At 45.5% G+C, this 19,497-nt stretch carries 34 protein-coding genes; 2 read left to right on the top strand and 32 right to left on the bottom strand.

Translation table 11 applies throughout. The features are described from left to right. Positions 1-38 precede the first annotated feature (38 nt). Together yihA and hemB are read left to right on the top strand one after the other, a co-directional pair. Positions 39-704 (top strand): ribosome biogenesis GTP-binding protein YihA/YsxC, encoded by a 666-nt coding sequence (gene yihA, locus FD974_RS00430; protein ID WP_215364782.1) that lies wholly within the window; start codon positions 39-41, stop codon positions 702-704. After that, positions 688-1,707, top strand: coding sequence for a porphobilinogen synthase (hemB, locus tag FD974_RS00425; protein ID WP_215364780.1), 1,020 nt, complete (start codon positions 688-690; stop codon positions 1,705-1,707). Before yihA ends, hemB begins: the two co-directional genes overlap by 17 nt. A gap of 51 nt (positions 1,708-1,758) precedes the next feature. Here the strand turns inward: hemB and dsbD are convergent, their stop codons facing one another. The 32 genes from dsbD to tuf form a co-directional block, all read right to left on the bottom strand. Next, positions 1,759-3,435 (bottom strand): protein-disulfide reductase DsbD, encoded by a 1,677-nt coding sequence (dsbD, locus tag FD974_RS00420; protein WP_215364778.1) that lies wholly within the window; start codon positions 3,433-3,435, stop codon positions 1,759-1,761. Next, complete coding sequence (gene cutA, locus FD974_RS00415; protein WP_215364776.1) at positions 3,432-3,782, bottom strand: divalent-cation tolerance protein CutA; 351 nt, start codon at positions 3,780-3,782, stop codon at positions 3,432-3,434. The genes dsbD and cutA overlap by 4 nt, the downstream gene beginning before the upstream one ends. A 69-nt stretch (positions 3,783-3,851) precedes the next feature. After that, the gene (rplQ, locus tag FD974_RS00410) at positions 3,852-4,247 is read right to left on the bottom strand and encodes a 50S ribosomal protein L17 (protein WP_114637458.1); all 396 of its coding nucleotides are present in this window, start codon (positions 4,245-4,247) and stop codon (positions 3,852-3,854) included. Positions 4,248-4,263: 16 nt separating this feature from the next. Then, entirely contained in the window at positions 4,264-5,244 is a 981-nt protein-coding gene (gene rpoA / locus FD974_RS00405; protein ID WP_015420255.1) for a DNA-directed RNA polymerase subunit alpha, read from the bottom strand. A 23-nt stretch (positions 5,245-5,267) separates the two neighbouring features. Then, positions 5,268-5,891, bottom strand: coding sequence for a 30S ribosomal protein S4 (gene rpsD, locus FD974_RS00400; protein ID WP_215364774.1), 624 nt, complete (start codon positions 5,889-5,891; stop codon positions 5,268-5,270). Between the two features lie 116 nt (positions 5,892-6,007). After that, the gene (rpsK, locus tag FD974_RS00395) at positions 6,008-6,415 is read right to left on the bottom strand and encodes a 30S ribosomal protein S11 (protein WP_015420254.1); all 408 of its coding nucleotides are present in this window, start codon (positions 6,413-6,415) and stop codon (positions 6,008-6,010) included. A gap of 18 nt (positions 6,416-6,433) precedes the next feature. Then, positions 6,434-6,799 carry a 30S ribosomal protein S13 gene (gene rpsM, locus FD974_RS00390; RefSeq protein ID WP_015420253.1) on the bottom strand — a complete coding sequence of 122 codons (366 nt, stop codon included), beginning with the start codon at positions 6,797-6,799 and terminating at the stop codon, positions 6,434-6,436. Positions 6,800-6,823: 24 nt separating this feature from the next. Next, on the bottom strand, positions 6,824-6,940 hold the full coding sequence (gene rpmJ, locus FD974_RS00385) for a 50S ribosomal protein L36 (protein WP_012357167.1): 117 nt from the start codon (positions 6,938-6,940) through the stop codon (positions 6,824-6,826). A 35-nt stretch (positions 6,941-6,975) separates the two neighbouring features. After that, entirely contained in the window at positions 6,976-7,194 is a 219-nt protein-coding gene (gene infA / locus FD974_RS00380; RefSeq protein WP_015420252.1) for a translation initiation factor IF-1, read from the bottom strand. Between the two features lie 4 nt (positions 7,195-7,198). Then, positions 7,199-8,536 (bottom strand): preprotein translocase subunit SecY, encoded by a 1,338-nt coding sequence (gene secY, locus FD974_RS00375; protein ID WP_215364772.1) that lies wholly within the window; start codon positions 8,534-8,536, stop codon positions 7,199-7,201. A gap of 17 nt (positions 8,537-8,553) precedes the next feature. Beyond that, positions 8,554-8,994 carry a 50S ribosomal protein L15 gene (gene rplO / locus FD974_RS00370; protein WP_215364769.1) on the bottom strand — a complete coding sequence of 147 codons (441 nt, stop codon included), beginning with the start codon at positions 8,992-8,994 and terminating at the stop codon, positions 8,554-8,556. Positions 8,995-9,021: 27 nt separating this feature from the next. After that, the gene (rpmD, locus tag FD974_RS00365) at positions 9,022-9,210 is read right to left on the bottom strand and encodes a 50S ribosomal protein L30 (RefSeq protein WP_015420249.1); all 189 of its coding nucleotides are present in this window, start codon (positions 9,208-9,210) and stop codon (positions 9,022-9,024) included. Between the two features lie 24 nt (positions 9,211-9,234). After that, positions 9,235-9,753, bottom strand: a complete 519-nt coding sequence (gene rpsE, locus FD974_RS00360; RefSeq protein WP_015420248.1) for a 30S ribosomal protein S5 — start codon at positions 9,751-9,753, stop codon at positions 9,235-9,237. 18 nt (positions 9,754-9,771) lie between these two features. Then, positions 9,772-10,125, bottom strand: a complete 354-nt coding sequence (gene rplR, locus FD974_RS00355; protein ID WP_062307056.1) for a 50S ribosomal protein L18 — start codon at positions 10,123-10,125, stop codon at positions 9,772-9,774. Positions 10,126-10,138: 13 nt separating this feature from the next. Then, the gene (gene rplF, locus FD974_RS00350; protein WP_215364766.1) at positions 10,139-10,672 is read right to left on the bottom strand and encodes a 50S ribosomal protein L6; all 534 of its coding nucleotides are present in this window, start codon (positions 10,670-10,672) and stop codon (positions 10,139-10,141) included. Positions 10,673-10,682: 10 nt separating this feature from the next. Then, positions 10,683-11,078: a 30S ribosomal protein S8 gene (rpsH, locus tag FD974_RS00345; RefSeq protein WP_100379473.1), complete on the bottom strand. Its 396-nt coding sequence runs from the start codon at positions 11,076-11,078 to the stop codon at positions 10,683-10,685. Positions 11,079-11,102: 24 nt separating this feature from the next. Next, entirely contained in the window at positions 11,103-11,408 is a 306-nt protein-coding gene (rpsN, locus tag FD974_RS00340) for a 30S ribosomal protein S14 (protein WP_011901913.1), read from the bottom strand. A gap of 9 nt (positions 11,409-11,417) precedes the next feature. Beyond that, on the bottom strand, positions 11,418-11,960 hold the full coding sequence (rplE, locus tag FD974_RS00335) for a 50S ribosomal protein L5 (RefSeq protein ID WP_215364763.1): 543 nt from the start codon (positions 11,958-11,960) through the stop codon (positions 11,418-11,420). Positions 11,961-11,976: 16 nt separating this feature from the next. Continuing rightward, positions 11,977-12,285, bottom strand: coding sequence for a 50S ribosomal protein L24 (rplX, locus tag FD974_RS00330; RefSeq protein ID WP_215364761.1), 309 nt, complete (start codon positions 12,283-12,285; stop codon positions 11,977-11,979). A gap of 9 nt (positions 12,286-12,294) precedes the next feature. Further along, the gene (gene rplN / locus FD974_RS00325) at positions 12,295-12,663 is read right to left on the bottom strand and encodes a 50S ribosomal protein L14 (RefSeq protein WP_087908804.1); all 369 of its coding nucleotides are present in this window, start codon (positions 12,661-12,663) and stop codon (positions 12,295-12,297) included. 187 nt (positions 12,664-12,850) lie between these two features. Beyond that, positions 12,851-13,120 carry a 30S ribosomal protein S17 gene (rpsQ, locus tag FD974_RS00320; RefSeq protein WP_076024550.1) on the bottom strand — a complete coding sequence of 90 codons (270 nt, stop codon included), beginning with the start codon at positions 13,118-13,120 and terminating at the stop codon, positions 12,851-12,853. Between the two features lie 12 nt (positions 13,121-13,132). After that, entirely contained in the window at positions 13,133-13,327 is a 195-nt protein-coding gene (gene rpmC / locus FD974_RS00315; protein ID WP_215364759.1) for a 50S ribosomal protein L29, read from the bottom strand. 14 nt (positions 13,328-13,341) lie between these two features. Further along, positions 13,342-13,755, bottom strand: a complete 414-nt coding sequence (rplP, locus tag FD974_RS00310; RefSeq protein ID WP_011901907.1) for a 50S ribosomal protein L16 — start codon at positions 13,753-13,755, stop codon at positions 13,342-13,344. Positions 13,756-13,757: 2 nt separating this feature from the next. Further along, complete coding sequence (rpsC, locus tag FD974_RS00305; protein WP_215364757.1) at positions 13,758-14,576, bottom strand: 30S ribosomal protein S3; 819 nt, start codon at positions 14,574-14,576, stop codon at positions 13,758-13,760. An 8-nt stretch (positions 14,577-14,584) separates the two neighbouring features. Then, positions 14,585-14,917: a 50S ribosomal protein L22 gene (gene rplV / locus FD974_RS00300; RefSeq protein ID WP_215300499.1), complete on the bottom strand. Its 333-nt coding sequence runs from the start codon at positions 14,915-14,917 to the stop codon at positions 14,585-14,587. A gap of 7 nt (positions 14,918-14,924) precedes the next feature. Further along, positions 14,925-15,203 (bottom strand): 30S ribosomal protein S19, encoded by a 279-nt coding sequence (rpsS, locus tag FD974_RS00295; RefSeq protein ID WP_011901904.1) that lies wholly within the window; start codon positions 15,201-15,203, stop codon positions 14,925-14,927. Positions 15,204-15,222: 19 nt separating this feature from the next. Further along, the gene (gene rplB / locus FD974_RS00290; protein WP_215364755.1) at positions 15,223-16,053 is read right to left on the bottom strand and encodes a 50S ribosomal protein L2; all 831 of its coding nucleotides are present in this window, start codon (positions 16,051-16,053) and stop codon (positions 15,223-15,225) included. A 2-nt stretch (positions 16,054-16,055) separates the two neighbouring features. Then, entirely contained in the window at positions 16,056-16,370 is a 315-nt protein-coding gene (rplW, locus tag FD974_RS00285; RefSeq protein ID WP_076024545.1) for a 50S ribosomal protein L23, read from the bottom strand. Continuing rightward, positions 16,367-16,987 (bottom strand): 50S ribosomal protein L4, encoded by a 621-nt coding sequence (rplD, locus tag FD974_RS00280; RefSeq protein ID WP_015420233.1) that lies wholly within the window; start codon positions 16,985-16,987, stop codon positions 16,367-16,369. Before rplD ends, rplW begins: the two co-directional genes overlap by 4 nt. A gap of 11 nt (positions 16,988-16,998) precedes the next feature. Further along, on the bottom strand, positions 16,999-17,655 hold the full coding sequence (gene rplC / locus FD974_RS00275) for a 50S ribosomal protein L3 (RefSeq protein WP_215300497.1): 657 nt from the start codon (positions 17,653-17,655) through the stop codon (positions 16,999-17,001). Between the two features lie 197 nt (positions 17,656-17,852). Beyond that, entirely contained in the window at positions 17,853-18,164 is a 312-nt protein-coding gene (gene rpsJ, locus FD974_RS00270; protein ID WP_011901899.1) for a 30S ribosomal protein S10, read from the bottom strand. Positions 18,165-18,275: 111 nt separating this feature from the next. Continuing rightward, positions 18,276-19,466 carry an elongation factor Tu gene (gene tuf, locus FD974_RS00265; protein ID WP_076024535.1) on the bottom strand — a complete coding sequence of 397 codons (1,191 nt, stop codon included), beginning with the start codon at positions 19,464-19,466 and terminating at the stop codon, positions 18,276-18,278. Positions 19,467-19,497 lie beyond the last annotated feature (31 nt).

Genomic DNA, 19,497 nt, shown 5'->3' with positions numbered 1-19,497 from the left:
TTTCATGATTTTGCGTGATTTTACAATAGCTTCTGGACATGTCTAAACTCTTTCAAGCCCGTTTCTCAACCACAGTCAATGACACCCATTGTCTTCCTGCCACCCCACTTCGCGAGGTGGCCTTTGCTGGGCGCTCAAATGCCGGCAAATCTAGCGCAATTAACGTGCTGTGCAACCAAAAAAGACTGGCTTTTGCCAGTAAAACCCCTGGTCGCACTCAACATATCAATTATTTTGGTCTTTTTGCCAAAGATGATCTCTTAGCCTATCTAGTTGATTTGCCAGGCTATGGATACGCAGCCGTTAATCATGAGACCAAATACCACTGGAACGCCCTTCTAAGCGATTACTTGCAAGAACGTCAGCAGTTGGTCGGCATGGTACTGATTGTGGACTCTAGACGCGGCATTACCGACCTAGATGAGCAAATGATTCAGTGGTTTGTGCCCACCGGCAAGCCCATTCATGTTTTGCTTAGTAAATGCGACAAACTCAATAAAAGTGAGTGTAAACACGCCTTAGAGGCGGTGCGCAAGCAGTTACAGCAATATGACCCAGCCCTTCCCGATGGAAATGGGGAATCTAAGCAACTTACGGCACAATTATTCTCCAGCACTAAACGCATTGGCCTAGAAGAGGCCGACAATACTGTTATTAAATGGTTATTTGAAGCAGAGACTCAAGAAGATGAAATCACAAGCTAACGCTTTATTGAACTTTCCAGCACATCGTCCACGTCGCATGCGTCGTGACGATTGGTCGCGTCGCTTAGTACAAGAAAATCAAGTGGGCGCAAATGATCTCATTTATCCCGTCTTTTTACTGGCAGGCTCAAATCAATCTCAAGCAGTTTCTTCCATGCCTGGAATCAATCGCGTTTCCTTAGACTTGCTCTTTCCGGTTGCCCAGGAGTGCGTTGATTTGGGCATTCCCGTGATGGCGCTCTTTCCGGTAATTGATGCTAGCTTAAAAACGCCCGATGGCAAGGAAGCCTTCAATCCAAATGGATTAATTCCGAATGCAGTGCGTGAACTTAAAAAGCGCTTTCCCAATTTGGGCATCATGACGGATGTTGCTCTTGACCCTTACACAAGTCATGGACAAGATGGGGTATTAGATGAGCAAGGTCGCATTCTGAATGATGAGACTACTGCCATCCTCGTTCAACAAGCTGTTATGCAGGCAGAAGCTGGTGTAGATATTGTTGCGCCCTCTGACATGATGGATGGTCGGATTGGAAAAATCCGTGAAGCACTCGAACAAAATAAACTGATTCATACCCGCATCATGGCTTACTCTGCGAAATACGCCTCAGCTTTTTATGGTCCGTTTCGCGATGCTGTAGGTTCAGCAAAAAATTTGGGTAAGGCCGATAAAAAAACCTATCAAATGGATTGCGCCAATACTGACGAGGCTTTGCGGGAGGTTGCTTTAGATATTAGCGAGGGTGCTGACATGGTTATGGTCAAGCCTGGTATGCCTTACCTCGATATTGTTCGCCGCGTGAAAGAAGAGTTTAATTACCCTACCTATGCATATCAAGTCAGTGGTGAATATGCGATGCTCAAAGCAGCCGCGCAAAATGGTTGGCTAGATCATGATGCTGTCATGATGGAATCTTTGCTCGCATTTAAGCGTGCTGGTGCCGATGGCATTCTGACTTACTTCGCACTCGAAGCTGCGCGCCTTTTAAAGGCAAGCAAGTAATTCGTCATTCAAAAAGTTAAATGGGCCACACCCATTTAACTTTTAAGCAGTTTAATTTCCTAGAGCTTTTTTCAAGCGCTCAATAAAACGTTGTGGCGGCATATAACCAATCACACGTTGATCTTTCAACTCGCTTGAATTTTGATCGAAGAATAAAATTCCGGGCGGTCCAAATAGTCCAAAACGCTTTAGCAATTGCTGATTTTCAGGACTGTTTTTAGTAACGTCAGCCTGCAATAAAACAAATTTTGCTAATTGCTCATTAACCTCTGTATTTGCAAAAGTATTAATCTCCATCTCCTTACAAGAGATGCACCAGTCAGCATAAAAATCGAGTAAAACAACTTTTTTCTGTTCTTTAGCTTGAGCCAAAAATTGATCCAATTGAGCGCTCGATTGAATTACGGTAAAGCGCACATTACCAATCTGGTGGCCTCTTGGATCGTCAGCTGTAATACTGCTAGAACTAGTACTGCCCATTTGCAACAATGGGGATGCGATCCAAGCTGCTGTTGCCACCAATAGAACTCCCAAGGTCCTTTGTAGCCAAACCATCCAAATGCCAGTTGAGGGGATCAAAATTTTTGCCTCAACAGCGATAAACAGCAAAGGCAGGCCCATCCCTAATGCCATCACAAAAAGTAGGCCAGCGCCCAAGCTCATGGAGCCTGTTTGAGCTATAAAAGCCAACACTCCGGCTAAAGGAGCGGTAATACAGGGGCTCGCCACTAAGGTAGAAATTCCGCCCAAAGCAAATGCTCCAGTAGTGCTGCCTCCCTTATGACGCCCTGCCAGCTCATCAATCTTCTGATTCCAAGATTGGGGCAAACGCAGGTCATAGAAACCAAACAAGCTACCTGACAATGCCAACAACAGAATGGCAAAGCCAACAAGCGCTATAGGGCTCTGAAGCGCTCTTTGGACACTCCCGCCTAGCGCAGCCATCAAGACCCCCGCAAGAGCGTACATACAGGCCATTCCCAATACATATGCGGACGCTAGAAGCGCTGCGCGTCCTTTTGATATCGCTCTATTTCCAGCAGTCCCAAAAACCACGCTAGACAAAATCGGTAGCATTGGCAAAACACAGGGGGTAAATGCAAGGGCTAAACCCAGCACAAAGAATGCAAGGAATAAATAGCCTGTAGGCGTTCCCTCTAAGAAGCGACCAATTGCATTGACGTCATCGCGCTCACGCCAGAGCTCCATCAGGCCAATGCTATTGCTTGGTTTGGACTTCATAGTCGATGCCGACTCTAGCACTTCAAGAATTGGCCCAGCCTTTACACCCGGAGCAGCCAATATAAATTTCAACGTCATTGGCGGATAGCAAATACCAGCTTCTGCACATCCCTGCAGCTCAAGATCTAGGTAGAGTGGTTTTCCTGGCTCCCCTTTTCTACTGAGAGTTAATAAAAAGGCTTGTTTATAAACCTGCATCTTCTTTTGAAAGGTTTCATCAAACTTTTCAATACCCAAAGGCAGTGAAGCTTGGGTCGCGACCAGCTTGTCTGGCTCAGTCCCCACTTGAAAGCGGAGGGATTCTTGATAAATGTAATAGCCCTTGGCAGGGGTAATTTCTAGCTCAATCTCATTTGAATTCTCGAGCCATGTCGCCTCAGCCTTAAATGCTTTTTCTGGGGGCAAAAAATCAGAGGCTGCCAATACCTGGGCAGACAGCACCAACAAGAAAATGCCAAGCTTAGTCAAAAAAGAATGTAATTTCATAATGACGAATTTACCTCAGACTCGACCCACTTGCCGTATTGTTTTTCATATACCTCAGGCGAAAATGCCAAAACTTCTGGCAAGTCATAGGGATGCTCCTGCTGGATGAAAGCCAAAATATCAAGCCACTGTGATTGAGTGGTTTTTGCAGATAGCAACACCTCTTGCTCCTCGCAAATTTTTCCTTCCCAGCGATATATCGATTGAATACCCTCAGTCAGCTGCACGCAGGCAGCCAGATTTTGCTCCACTAATGCGCGAGCCATGGCCTTGGCGGCTTCCGAACTTGGTAGGCTAGTAAGCACTACTAAAAGCTTGCTAGGGTTGATCGGGGCGTTTTCAGACATTCTGTATTTATAAACTGATAAATGAAAAAAGCCAGACCGAAGCCTGGCTTTTTACAGCAACTGCGAGACTTAAGCCTCTTCAGCTACTACTGCTGTTTCTTCAACTTCTGGGCGATCTACCAATTCAACTAAAGCCATTGGAGCATTATCGCCATGGCGGAAGCCAAACTTCAAAATACGAAGGTAGCCACCTGGACGTGTAGCGTAACGTGGGCCAAGTTCTGTAAAGAGCTTAGTTACGATATCGCGATCACGTGTGCGATTAAATGCTAAGCGGCGGTTTGCTAAGTTATCTTTTTTACCTAATGTAATTAAAGGCTCAACAACCATGCGCAATTCTTTAGCTTTTGGCAAAGTGGTTTTAATCACTTCGTGCTCCAAGAGTGAATTGGACATATTGCGCAGCATCGCCAAGCGATGTGATGATGTTCTGTTTAGTTTGCGTAAGCCGTTTCCGTGACGCATGATGCTTCCTTTCTAATTATTTCTCGAGGTTAGCTGGAGGCCAGCTTTCGAGTTTCATGCCAAGACTTAAGCCACGAGCCGCCAATACATCTTTGATTTCATTCAAAGACTTACGACCTAAATTAGGCGTCTTCAACAATTCATTCTCTGTACGTTGAATCAAGTCACCGATGTAGTAAATGTTCTCAGCCTTCAAGCAGTTTGCAGAGCGAACTGTGAGTTCGAGATCATCAACTGGACGCATCAACATTGGATCAACCATTGAAGAGCGACTTGGTGCGAGATCACCAGATACTTCGCTGCTCTCAAGAGCTGCGAACACAACTAACTGATCAACCAAAATGGTAGCGGCTTGACGAATTGCTTCTTCAGGAGACAACACACCATTTGTTTCGATTGTCATGACGAGACGATCAAGGTCGGTACGTTGCTCAACACGAGCAGACTCAACAGCATAGCTAACACGGCTTACTGGGCTAAATGAGGCATCCAATACGATGCGACCAATGATTTTGGTTGCTTCGTCATGGTATTGACGCATATTGCCTGGTACATAGCCACGGCCTTTTTCAACCTTGATCTGCATATCTAATTTGCCACCAGCAGACAAATGAGCGATCACGTGATCAGGATTGATGATTTCTACATCATGTGGCAAGTCGATATCTTTTGCAGTAACAACGCCAGGACCTTCTTTACGCAAATTGATAGTAACTTCGTCACGTGACTGCAACTTAAATACGATACCTTTGAGGTTCAACAAGAGGTTTACTACATCCTCTTGAACTCCATCTAATGTGGAGTACTCATGAACCACACCTGCAATTGCTACTTCAGTTGGTGCATAACCAACCATTGAGGACAACAAAACACGACGTAATGCATTTCCGAGTGTGTGGCCATAGCCACGCTCGAACGGCTCCATAACAACCTTAGCTTGGTTGGCGGTAAGCGCTTCAACAGAAATAATTTTTGGCTTGAGCAAATTTGTTTGCATATTTTTTCCTTGAGGGTGCCTAATTAGCGTGAATACAATTCGACGATCAAACTTTCATTAATTTCACCGCTAATATCTTCACGGTCAGGCACTTGCTTAAATGTTCCCTCTAGCTTGGCTGCGTCAACTGAAACCCAAGTAACAGCTGCCATTTGTCCAACCAAATTGAGTGATTCTGTAATACGTGCTTGCTTCTTCGCTTTTTCACGAATCGCCACTACATCACCAGGCTTAACCTGAATAGATGGAATATTGACTGGATTGCCATTGAGCATCACTGCGCAATGAGAAACCAATTGGCGTGCTTCAGCACGTGTAGAACCAAATCCCATACGATAAACAACGTTATCGAGACGTGACTCTAATAACTGGAGCAATGTTTCACCAGTGTTGCCCTTACGACGCTCAGCTTCTGCGAAGTAACGGCGGAATTGACGCTCTAATACGCCATAGATACGCTTAACCTTTTGCTTTTCGCGCAATTGATTACCGTAATCCGATGTTCTTGAGCCAGATGTACGGCCATGTTGACCAGGCTTAGTATCTAACTTGCACTTGTCTGACAGGGCGCGACGTGCGCTCTTTAAAAATAAGTCGGTACCTTCCCGACGTGCTAATTTGGCCTTAGGCCCTAAGTAACGTGCCACGATGCTTTCCTTTCTTTGCCGCAGTCTTGCGACCGGCGGTGAGTTCACCCTTTAAATCAGGTGAACAGTGGGCTTTAATAAAAAACTACTAAAACTTGTACTGCCAACTTCCTAGCTTAGATACGACGACGCTTAGGAGGACGGCAACCGTTGTGTGGAACTGGAGTTACGTCTTGAATCTCAGTGATCTTGATGCCCAATGAGTTCAATGCACGCACTGCGGATTCACGACCTGGGCCTGGGCCTTTGATCTGAACTTCCAAATTCTTGATACCGCATTCAATGGCTGTCTTACCAGCAACTTCTGCAGCTACCTGAGCAGCAAAAGGTGTTGATTTACGTGAGCCCTTGAAGCCTTGGCCACCAGATGTTGCCCATGAAAGCGCATTACCTTGGCGATCAGTGATCGTAATAATGGTGTTATTAAAAGAAGCGTGAACGTGTGCAATACCATCAGCAACGTTCTTTTTAACCTTCTTGCGTGCGCGCTGTGAAGCTGCAGAAGCGGATTGTTGTTTTGCCATGTCAATAAACTTTCTTGATTATTTCTTCAGTTGCACACCAGACTTACGTGGGCCCTTGCGAGTACGCGCATTAGTCTTAGTACGTTGACCACGAACAGGCAAGCCCTTACGATGACGAACACCGCGATAGCAGCCTAAGTCCATCAAACGCTTGATGCTCATCGTTACTTCACGACGCAGGTCACCTTCAGTGATGAACTTACCTACTTCATCACGCAACTTTTCTAAGTCGCCGTCTGTAAGATCTTTAACTTTTTTGTCGATAGCAACACCTGTGGTTTCACAGATTTTGCGAGCACGGGTAGTGCCGATGCCAAAAATTGCTGTTAAACCGATAACAGTATGTTGATGATTTGGGATGTTTACCCCAGCGATACGTGCCATGAGATTTCCTCTTAATTAACCAGATCAGCCTTGACGCTGCTTATGACGTGCGTCTGAAGAACAGATCACGCGCACAACGCGTTTGCGCTTAATGATCTTGCAATTTCTGCAAATACACTTAACGGATGCCAAAACTTTCATAACTCACCTCTAAAAAAATAGGTACAACTTAATTTTTACTTCGCTCGGAATATGATTCTGGCGCGTGTCAGGTCGTAAGGAGTCATCTCCACCGTCACCTTATCTCCTGGCAATATGCGGATGTAATGCATCCTCATCTTTCCAGAAATGTGCCCTAAAACCACATGTCCGTTCTCTAGCTTCACGCGAAACATTGCGTTCGGCAAATTCTCAATAATTTCTCCCGCCATCTGAATTACATCGTCTTTAGACATTCAGTTAAGCGCCCATCTTAAAGTTAGCTTTTTTCATTAAAGAACCATACTGCTGTTGCATGATGAATGACTGAACCTGCGCCATAAAATCCATTGCAACAACGACAATAATCAACAATGAAGTACCGCCAAAATAGAATGGCACGTTGTACTTCAACACTAAAAATTCTGGCAACAAGCAAACCAAAACCATATAAATTGCACCAGCCAAAGTTAAGCGCACCAAGATCTTATCGATATAGCGACCAGTCTGATCACCAGGACGAATACCTGGAACAAATGCACCACTCTTCTTCAAGTTATCTGCAGTCTCACGGCTATTAAATACCAAGGCTGTGTAGAAAAAGCAGAAGAAAATAATTGCAGCCGCATACAAAATTGTGTACACGGGCTGACCTGGGGCTAATGTTGCTGCCAAGTCTTTAATAATTCTGCTAAACATATTGGTCGGCTCACCTGATGTAAACCAGCCGGCAATCGTTGCAGGGAACAAAATAATAGATGAAGCAAATATTGGGGGAATAACACCAGCCATGTTTAACTTCAATGGGAAATAAGAAGACTGGCCACCATAAATCTTATTGCCAACTTGACGCTTAGCGTAGTTGACCAAAATACGACGCTGACCACGCTCTACAAATACGACAAAGTAAGTTACAGCGATGCAAATCACTACGATCAACATTGCAGACAAAATATTCATTGAGCCAGTGCGAACTAACTCTAATAAGCTGCCGATTGCTGAAGGCAACCCAGAAACAATGCCTCCAAAAATAATGATGGAAATCCCGTTACCTAAGCCACGCTCGGTAATTTGTTCGCCAAGCCACATTAAGAACATCGTGCCAGTAACCAAGGTAACAACAGTATTCAATTCAAACATGAATCCTGGGTTAATTACCAAGCCAGGCTGGGCTTGCAAGGCTACAGAGATTCCTAAGGCCTGGAATGTTGCCAGCACAACAGTGCCATAGCGTGTGTACTGAGTAATCTTCCGTTGACCTGCTTGACCTTCTTTTTTCAATGCCTCTAATGAAGGCACAACAATCGTCATTAACTGCATGATGATCGATGCAGAAATGTAAGGCATGATTCCCAAGGCAAAAACCGTGAAGCGGGATAAAGCACCACCTGAGAACAGGTTGAACATACCCAAAATACCGTCTTTTTGACCGGAGAACAATTGAGCCAATTGGTCTGGATCAATACCTGGTACAGGGATATGTGCACCCAAACGGAACACGAGCAAAGCCAACACCAGGAATATCAAGCGCTGGCGCAACTCGCCATACTTGTTTCCTGATTTTGCAATGCCTGCAGTGTTAGTGGGTGCTAGTGCCATCTTTAAATAAGAACCAATTAGGCCAATTCAACCAATTTGCCACCAGCCGCTTCAATAGCAGCTTTTGCGCCTGCAGTTGCTGTAATACCCTTGAGGGTTACTGCAATCTTGAGTTCACCAGTCTTAATAACCTTAACTGCATTAATCTGTTCACCAGCAAAACCGTGGGCTTTTAAAACCAATAGGTCTACTTCAGGTAAGTTGATTTTTGCCAAGTCATTCAAAGTAATTTGACCAACGTGACGACGTGTCAAAGATACGAAACCACGCTTTGGCAAACGACGATACATTGGCATTTGTCCGCCTTCGAATCCAACCTTGTGGAATCCGCCGGAACGTGATTTTTGACCTTTGTGACCACGGCCAGCAGTTTTACCAAGACCAGAACCGATGCCGCGACCTACGCGACGACGATTTTTCTTGGATCCCTCTGCGGGTTTGAGTGTATTGAGTTGCATATTCTTCGCCTATTTACTTGCTAGCTATTAGCCAATGACTTTAACTAGATAAGAAACTTTATTAATCATTCCGCGAACAGCTGGAGTGTCTTCCAATTCTGAAACAGAATTGATACGTCCGAGGCCTAAACCACGAACAGTTGCACGGTGGCTTTCGCGTGTGCCGATCAAGCTGCGTACTAATTGCAGTTTGACTTTGGAGTTAGATGTTGTCATTTATAGATTCCTAATCTTTTGGTCTTAGCCGAGAATCTCTTCAACTGACTTGCCGCGCTTGGCAGCAATTTCAGAAGGAGTGCTCATCTTGCTCAAGCCATCAATCGTTGCACGAACCATGTTGTAAGGGTTTGTTGAGCCAAGTGACTTAGCAACAACGTTAGTTACACCCATAACATCGAAAATGGCGCGCATTGGGCCACCAGCGATAACGCCAGTACCATCTTTAGCTGGAGAAATCATCACGCGTGACGCGCCATGCTTACCAATCACAGTGTGCTGCAAAGTGCCCTTACGCAAGGAAACTTTGATCATCTTGCGACGCGCTTCGTCCATTGCCTTTTGAACAGCAACTGGAACTTCTTTTGATTTACCTTTGCCCATGCCGATACGACCATCGCCATCGCCAACTACAGTGAGTGCAGCGAAGCCGAGAATACGACCACCCTTAACCACTTTAGTTACACGATTAACAGCGATCATCTTCTCGCGAAGACCATCATCACGCTCTTCGTTTTGCATCTTGGTTTGCATTTTTGCCATGTTTTTTCCTAAACCCTATTAGAACTTCAGGCCGGCTTCACGCGCAGCTTCAGCTAAGGCCTTAATACGGCCGTGGTAACGATGACCGGAACGATCAAAAGCAACATCAACTACGCCTGCTTTAACAGCACGCTCAGCAACTAATTTGCCGATTTGTTTAGCCGCTTCAGCGTTGCCGCCGTTTTTGATCGCTTGGCGCAATTCTTTTTCCATAGATGAGGCAGCTGCCACAACTTTGGTTCCACATGGGCTATATACCTGTGCAGAGATGTGTGAATTGCTACGGATAACTGTTAAGCGATTTGCCAATGCTTCGGCAATGCGAATACGAGTCTGCCGAGCACGTCTTTGTCTGGATTCGTCTTTATTCATTTTCTAATCTCGCTTACTTCTTCTTAGTTTCTTTCAGGTGTACAACCTCATCCACGTAGCGAACGCCCTTGCCTTTGTATGGCTCTGGGGAACGGTATGCGCGAACTTCAGCTGCAACCTGGCCAACTTGCTGCTTGTTGGAACCTTTGATAATGATTTCAGTTTGGGTTGGAGTCTCTGCTTTTACACCCTTTGGTAGGTTGTAAATAATGTCGTGTGAGAAACCTAACTGCAACTTCAATGTTTCGCCTTGAGCAGCAGCACGATAACCAACGCCTACTAAGCTGAGCTTGCGCTCAAAGCCAGTAGTTACGCCAACAACCATGTTGTTTACTAAAGCGCGGGCTGTACCGGACTGTGCACCAGCTTCTGGTGTGTCGTTATTTAAAACAACTGTCAATACGCCGTCTTCTTGTTTTAAACCAACAAAAGGATGCAAGTTGTGTGTCAAAGTACCTAATGGGCCTTTAACAGTAATGTTTGCACCGTTGATGCTGATTTCAGCGCCCTTAGGGACTGGAATAGGTGATTTACCAACGCGGGACATATTTCTCTCCTTACGCGACGTAGCAAATAACTTCACCACCAACGCCGTTTGCACGAGCTTTGCGGTCTGTCATTACGCCTTGTGGGGTTGAAATAATTGCAATGCCAAGACCATTCATTACTTCAGGAATGTCGTGACGGCCTTTGTAGATACGTAGACTCGGTGTAGAAACACGGTCAATACGCTCAATAACAGGGCGGCCTGCGTAGTATTTGAGATCAATGTGTAGCACTGGCTTAGCTGCTTCGCCTTTGATTTCAAAACTATCGATATAACCTTCATCCTGCAAGACTTTTGCAATAGCTACTTTAACTTTTGACGACGGCATCAAGACTACGGGTTTCTGCACTGCTTGCGCATTGCGGATCCTTGTCAACATGTCGGCGATTGGATCGCTGATACTCATGAGTTCTCCTAATTCTTTCGCCGCTTACCAGCTGGCCTTGGTTAAACCGGGGATTTCGCCACGGAAGGCGATTTCACGAATCTTGCTACGAGCCAAACCGAACTTACGGAATGTGCCACGTGGGCGACCGGTTAATGAACAACGATTTCTTTGACGAATCGGGCTTGCATTACGTGGAAGTGCCTGTAGTTTCAAGCGAGCTTCATAGCGCTCTTCATCGCTGCGTGATTGATCAGCAATGATTGCCTTGAGTTCAGCACGCTTAACAGCGTACTTCTCTACAGTTTTTGCGCGCTTATTTTCGCGCTCAATTAGGGATAGTTTTGCCACGTTAGCCTCTTAATTGCGGAAAGGGAATTTGAACGCTGCCAACAAAGCTTTTGCTTCTTCGTCAGTCTTTGCGGTCGTCGTAATACTGATATTGAGACCACGGAGGGCATCAATTTTGTCGTATTCAATTTCAGGGAAAATGATTTGCTCTTTAACGCCGATGTTGTAGTTACCACGGCCGTCGAATGCCTTGCCGGAAATTCCGCGGAAGTCACGTACGCGTGGCAAAGCAACAGTCACGAAACGATCTAAAAATTCATACATGCGCTGACCGCGCAATGTCACCATGGCACCGATTGGGTAGCCTTGACGAATTTTGAAACCCGCAATCGCTTTTTTCGCTTTTGTCACAACTGGTTTTTGACCCGCTACTTTTGTCAAATCACCAACTGCATTTTCGATAATTTTCTTGTCGTTCACTGCATCACCTAAACCCATGTTCAGGGTTACTTTAGTAATGCGTGGAACTTCCATGATTGACTTGTAGCCAAATTTGGTCATCAAGTCAGCGATGACTTTTTCTTGGTAGTGTTCTTGAAAACGTGTGCTCATAATTTCTCCATGCCCCTTATGCGCTCAATGTTGCGCCAGTGGTTTTGAGGAAACGCTGTTTTTTACCGTCAACGAGTTTGATACCAACACGTGATGGTTTGCCGTTACCGTCAACCAAAGCCACATTAGAAATGTGAACAGGCATCGTCTTGTCAATCATGCCGCCAGTTACACCAGCAGAAGGATTTGGCTTAACGCTCTTTTTATAAATATTGACGCCCTCGATTACTAATTTGTTTTCGAGAACGGCTGTAACTGTTCCTTGCTTGCCCTTATCGCGGCCAGTCAATAGAACTACGGAATCACCTTTACGAATCTTTTTCATATCAGCCTCTTAAATAACTTCGGGGGCGAGAGAAACGATCTTCATGAACTTTTCAGTACGCAATTCGCGTGTTACTGGTCCAAAGATACGTGTGCCAATTGGCTCTAACTTAGCGTTGAGCAATACCGCAGCGTTTGCATCGAACTTAATCAATGAACCGTCTGGACGGCGAACACCCTTAGCAGTTCTCACTACTACGGCGTTATAAATGTCACCTTTTTTTACACGGCCACGTGGAGCAGCGGACTTTACAGTCACTTTAATGACATCACCGATACTGGCGTAACGACGCTTAGAGCCGCCCAATACCTTGATGCACAAAACTTCACTGGCGCCTGTGTTATCGGCGACCTGTAATCTACTTTCGGTCTGAATCATTTTCTAATCCCCAACTTGTTAGCCAAAGGCAAACAGTCTTGGTTCCGTCTATGGGCTTTAACGAAAGTTAAAACCCGGAATTAATGAAAAAACACTGCTTCCCTCTATAAAACTAGGGAAGCCTTCTATTCTACTACGAAAAACTAGGATTTTGGCGAATATTTTTGCCAAAATCCTTAATATTTCTTTAAATACCCTTGGATTCTTGAACTAAACGAGTGACAACCCAAGATTTAGTACGTGAAATTGGCTTGGATTCAGCAATTTCAACGGTATCACCCATCTTGTATTGACCAGCTTCGTCATGTGCATGGTACTTTTTGGACTGTCCAACGTATTTGCCATAAAGCGCATGTTTTACTTGACGCTCAACTAGAACAGTCACAGTTTTTTGCATTTTGTCGCTAACCACACGACCCACCAGGGTGCGGCGCAAGGGTTTAGATAACTCTGTCATATCCCTTTTTCCTTATTTCTGTGCAGTTTTTTGAGTAATGAAAGTTTTTACACGAGCAATTTCGCGCTTATTCTTACCCAATTGGCTGGTATTAGTTAGTTGCTGTGTACCTTTTTGCATACGGAGTTTGAAGCCTGTCTTCAACAACTCTGTCAATTCTGCATTCAAGGCAACCAGATCTTTGGAAGCTAATTCTGTCTTTTTCATAATCTCTATCCCGATCAACCTAAGTGGCGAATCACGAATGTGGTTTGCAAAGGCAACTTAGCAGCTGCAAGCTTGAATGCCTCACGTGCTAATTGCTCATCAACACCGTCCATCTCGTAAAGCACTTTGCCTGGTTGAATTTCTGCTACGTAGTACTCTGGATTACCTTTACCGTTACCCATACGTACTTCAGCTGGCTTTTGTGAAATTGGCTTGTCTGGGAAAATACGAATCCAGATACGACCACCACGTTTAATGTGACGGGTCATTGCGCGACGTGCAGATTCAATCTGACGTGCAGTCAAACGACCACGACCAACGGCTTTTAAGCCGAAGTCGCCAAAGGCTACTGAACTACCACGTGTTGCCACGCCAGTATTGCGACCTTTTTGTTCCTTGCGATACTTACGACGCTTTGGTTGTAGCATGCTTACTCTCCTGACTTCTGCGTATCAGCTGTAGCTTCTACGACTTTGCGTACACGCTTCACGGCTGGCTTAGCAGCCACTAAAGGCTTGTCTTCACCGGCTGGCTTGCGAGCAGCTGTTTTAGATGGTGCACGGCGTGGTTTTTTCTCTTCAGCCGCTGGCTCTGCCACTACTGCTGCAGCATCAGCACCACGACCCAATGTATCGCCCTTGTATACCCAAACTTTTACACCGATGATGCCGTATGTTGTTTCCGCTTCAGATGTAGCGTAATCAATGTCAGCCTTCAGTGTATGAAGTGGAACGCGTCCTTCACGGTACCATTCGCGACGAGCAATTTCTGCACCGTTCAAACGACCAGAAGACATAATCTTGATTCCTTGTGCACCTAAGCGCATTGCATTTTGCATTGCACGTTTCATTGCACGACGGAACATGATGCGCTTCTCAAGCTGTTGTGTAATTGAATCAGCGATCAATTGAGCATCTACTTCAGGCTTACGAATTTCTTCGATGTTCACGTGAACAGGAACGCCCATACGCTTTTGAAGTTCACGGCGGAGCACTTCAATATCTTCGCCTTTTTTACCAATCACAACACCTGGGCGTGAGCTATAAATAGTGATACGTGCGTTCTTTGCAGGGCGCTCGATAACTACTTTACTAACAGATGCATTCTTCAACTTCTTCTTGAGGTAAAGACGGACATCTACGTCCTCTTTGAGCATCTTAGAGAAGTCAACATTATTTGCGTACCAACGTGATGTCCAGTTCTTCGTTACCGAGAGTCGGAATCCGGTTGGGTTTATCTTTTGTCCCATATCTTTCCTTAGTTACTCAAGGTCACGGTAATGTGACATGTTTGTTTTTCAATTTGATTGCCACGACCCTTAGCGCGTGCTGTGAAGCGCTTCAAGGAAGTACCCTTATCAACAATAATGGTTGATACCTTGAGCTCATCAATGTCAGCGCCTTTATTGTGCTCAGCGTTGGCCATTGCAGACTCAACCACTTTCTTCACAATGAAGGCAGCTTTTTTGGGGCTGAAATTCAAAATGTTCATTGCGCGTGCAATTGGCAAACCACGGATTTGGTCGGCGACCAAACGTGTCTTTTGCGCAGAAATGCGGGCGCCCTTGTGAATAGCTTTAACTTCCATCATCATCCCCTTACTTCTTCGTTACTTTCTTGTCAGCAGCGTGACCTTTGAAAGTACGGGTCAAGGCAAATTCGCCTAACTTATGACCCACCATGTTTTCTGATACATATACCGGAACGTGTTGACGACCGTTATGTACAGCAATCGTCAGACCAATAAAGTCTGGGAGGATTGTTGAACGGCGTGACCAAGTTTTGATCGGCTTTTTGTCCTTGTTGGCTTGTGCAACTTCAACTTTTTTTACTAAGCTGGCGTCGCAGAATGGGCCTTTTTTAGCTGAACGTGTCATATCTATTTATCCTTATCGCTTAACGTTTTTGACGACGTTGAACGATCATCGAAGTTGTACGCTTATTGCGACGTGTACGATAACCTTTGGTTGGTGTGCCCCATGGGGATACAGGTACACGGCCTTCGCCAGTTCTACCTTCACCACCACCGTGTGGGTGATCTACTGGGTTCATTGCCACACCGCGAACGGTTGGGCGAATACCACGCCAGCGATTTGCACCAGCTTTACCAATTTGGCGCAAGCTGTGCTCTTCATTACCAACTTCACCGATAGTTGCACGGCACTCGATGAGGATGCGGCGTACTTCACCAGAGCGCAAGCGCACCTGAGCGTATACACCTTCACGAGCCAATAACACTGCAGAGCCGCCAGCAGAACGCGCGATTTGAGCACCTTTACCTGGCAACATTTCTACGCAGTGAATCGTGCTACCAACTGGAATGTTGCGAATTGGTAAGTTGTTACCAGACTTGATTGGGGCTTCAGAGCCACTCATCAACGCCTGACCAACAGTCATGCCTTTTGCAGCAAGAATATAGCGACGCTCACCATCGGCAAACACGATCAATGCAATATTTGCACTGCGGTTTGGATCGTATTCCAAGCGTTCTACTTTTGCTGGAATACCATCTTTGTCATTACGTTTGAAATCAACAACACGATAGTGATGCTTATGACCACCACCTTTATGACGGGTAGTGATATGACCATTATTGTTACGACCTGCTTTTTGGAACTGTGGCTCTACCAACGCTGCAAAAGGTTTACCTTTATGCAGGTCAGGATTTACCACCTTGACCATTGAGCGACGACCTGGTGAGGTCGGTTTTGTCTTCATCAAAGGCATGATTAATTCGCCTCCGCTTCAAAGTTAATTTCTTGACCTGGCTTCAAGCTAACGTAGGCCTTCTTAGTATGATCACGACGACCTTCAAAACGGCCATAGCGCTTTGGCTTACCTTTTTGATTCACGATTTGAACAGAGTCAACCTGCACTTTGAAGAGCAACTCAACTGCTTGTTTTACATCGCTCTTATTAGCGTCGCGTGTAACTTGGAATACCACTTGTTCGTTTTTCTCTGCAACCATAGTGGCTTTTTCAGAGATAACCGGTCCAAGCAGAACCTTCATCAAGCTGTGATCGTTTTTACGGACTTGGCTCATTTCAGCAACTCCTCAATTTTTGCGATCGCTGCTTTGCTTACCAATACTTTTTTGTATTGAACTAAAGCTAATGGATCAGCGTGCTGTGGCTCACATACTGCAACCTTATGCAAGTTGCGTGATGCCAAGTACAAATTCTCGCTAACCTGATCAACGATGATCAAGACTGAATCCAAGCCCATTGCTTTAACTTTGTCAGCTAAAACTTTAGTCTTTGGAGCATCAAGATTAAATTGGTCAACAACATTCAAACGACCTTCGCGTGCTAACTGAGACAAAATAGATCTCATACCAGCGCGGTACATTTTCTTGTTTACTTTTTGGCTGAAATTCTCTTCTGGAGAATTCGGGAATATACGACCACCTCCACGCCACAGCGGGGAAGAGCTCATACCAGCACGTGCACGACCAGTACCTTTTTGACGCCAAGGTTTTTTGGTTGTGTGCTTAACTTGCTCACGGTCTTTTTGTGCACGGTTACCGCTACGTGCATTTGCTTGGTAAGCCACAACAACTTGGTGTACCAATGCTTCGTTATATTCGCGCTCGAAAACTTCTGGTGAGGCTTGAACGCCCGCACCTAAAGTTCCGTTGTCTTGGAGAAGCTTAAGTTCCATATTCGCTCTCCTTATTTCTTCTTCAACGGTGTTTTCACCGCTGGAGTAACAATAACTTTACCGCCTGGGGCGCCTGGAATAGCGCCTTTAACCATGATGAGATTGCGTTCTGCATCAATGCGTGCGATGACTAAATTTTGAACTGTACGTGTAACGTCACCAAGGTGGCCAGTCATGCGCTTTCCTGGGAAAACACGACCTGGATCTTGCGCCATACCGATAGAACCTGGCACGTTATGTGAACGTGAGTTACCGTGTGATGCGCGTCCAGAAGCAAAGTGGTAACGCTTAATGGTACCGGCATAGCCTTTACCAATTGTTACGCCTTGCACGTCCACCTTTTGACCAGCAGTGAAAGCAGCTTCAGCAGGAATTACTTGTCCGGCTGTCATTTCTGCAATTTTTGCTGCATCTAATGGGAATTCATTGAGACCGTTACCAGCCATCACACCTGCTTTTGCAAAGTGTCCAGCCATTGCTTTGGTAACGCGAGTAGCTCTACGTGTGCCATGTGCCAACTGGATAGCATCATAGCCATCAGTTGCCTGGGTCTTGATTTGAGCGATTCTGTTGTCGCTCACGTCAATTACGGTGACAGGAATTGCTTCCCCTTCGTCCGTAAATAGACGGGTCATGCCGATCTTGCGACCGATTAAGCCTAAGCTCATATTCATGCTCCACGCCGACTTCGATTGGTCGGCAAAATTAATTTAAGTGATTTACAAGTAAAAGTACTTCTAAATCAATAACTTACAACGTTTTTAATGCTGATAAAACCTGAAAATTCGCCCAAATAATTGAGCGAAGCCTTAGATTCTATCCCGAAAGCCTAGTCTTGGCAAGCGCCAAGACTAGAAATACTGAATTACTGCAACTTAATTTCGACGTCCACACCTGCTGGGAGGTCTAATTTCATCAAAGCATCCACAGTTTTCTCTGTAGGATCAACGATATCCATCAAACGCAGATGGGTACGAATCTCTAACTGATCACGTGAAGTCTTATTTACGTGTGGTGAACGCAGAATATCAAAGCGCTCAATACGTGTTGGCAAAGGTACTGGACCCTTAACAACAGCACCAGTGCGCTTAGCTGTATCAACGATTTCAGCTGCAGACTGGTCGATCAAGCGGTAATCAAATGCTTTAAGACGAATACGAATTTTTTGGTTTTGCATATTAATTCCAAAGAGCGTTGCGGTGCTGCCGCGTTATATTTCTAAAGAGCTCGGTGACATCCGCAGCACGGACGTCACCGGTTAGCAAACCGCTAAATATTTTTACTGCTATTAAGCCAAAATCTTTGCAACCACACCGGCGCCAACAGTACGGCCACCTTCACGGATTGCAAAACGTAAACCTTCTTCCATCGCGATTGGAGCGATGAGTTTGACGGTAATTGTGACGTTATCACCAGGCATCACCATTTCTTTGTCTTTTGGCAACTCGATTGAACCTGTTACGTCCGTTGTACGGAAGTAGAACTGGGGACGATAGTTGTTAAAGAATGGTGTATGACGACCACCTTCATCTTTACCCAAGATGTAAACCTCGGCTGTAAAGTGAGTATGTGGGGTGATTGAACCTGGCTTAGCCAATACTTGGCCGCGCTCAACTTCTTCACGTTTTGTACCGCGTAACAAGATACCAACGTTATCGCCTGCTTGACCTTGGTCGAGCAATTTGCGGAACATTTCAACACCAGTACAAGTGGTTTTGAGGGTTGGCTTGATACCAACGATTTCAATCTCTTCACCGACTTTAACAATACCGCGCTCGATACGACCAGTCACTACAGTACCGCGACCGGAGATAGAGAACACATCTTCTACTGGCATCAAGAACGCGCCGTCAACAGCACGCTCTGGAGTTGGGATATAAGTATCGAGTGCTTCAGCCAACTTCATGATGGCTTCTTTACCCAATGGGCCTTCGTCGCCTTCTAAAGCTAACTTAGCAGAACCTTGAACGATTGGTGTGTCATCGCCAGGGAAGTCGTACTTAGACAAAAGCTCACGAACTTCCATTTCTACGAGCTCTAACAATTCAGCGTCATCAACCATGTCGCACTTGTTGAGGAACACGACGATGTAAGGAACGCCCACTTGGCGTGCCAAGAGGATGTGCTCACGAGTTTGTGGCATTGGGCCGTCAGCTGCAGAGCAAACTAAAATTGCGCCGTCCATCTGAGCAGCACCAGTAATCATGTTCTTAACGTAGTCAGCATGTCCTGGGCAATCCACGTGTGCGTAGTGACGATTGGCTGTCTCATACTCAACGTGTGCTGTATTAATCGTAATACCGCGTGCTTTTTCTTCTGGAGCAGCATCGATCTGATCGTATGCTTTTGCTTCGCCACCAAATGCTTTGGAAAGCACTGTAGCGATCGCTGCTGTCAAGGTAGTTTTACCGTGGTCAACGTGACCGATTGTGCCTACGTTTACGTGCGGTTTTGTCCGCTCAAACTTTTCTTTTGCCATTTTTTTGTCTGCCTTCTTTAGCTAGTCAATA

The sequence above is a fragment of the Polynucleobacter sp. es-EL-1 genome, from assembly GCF_018687975.1.
GTDB lineage: Bacteria > Pseudomonadota > Gammaproteobacteria > Burkholderiales > Burkholderiaceae > Polynucleobacter.
The sequence above is the reverse complement of the archived record's forward strand: the minus strand, read 5'-3'. Positions and strand labels throughout refer to the sequence as shown.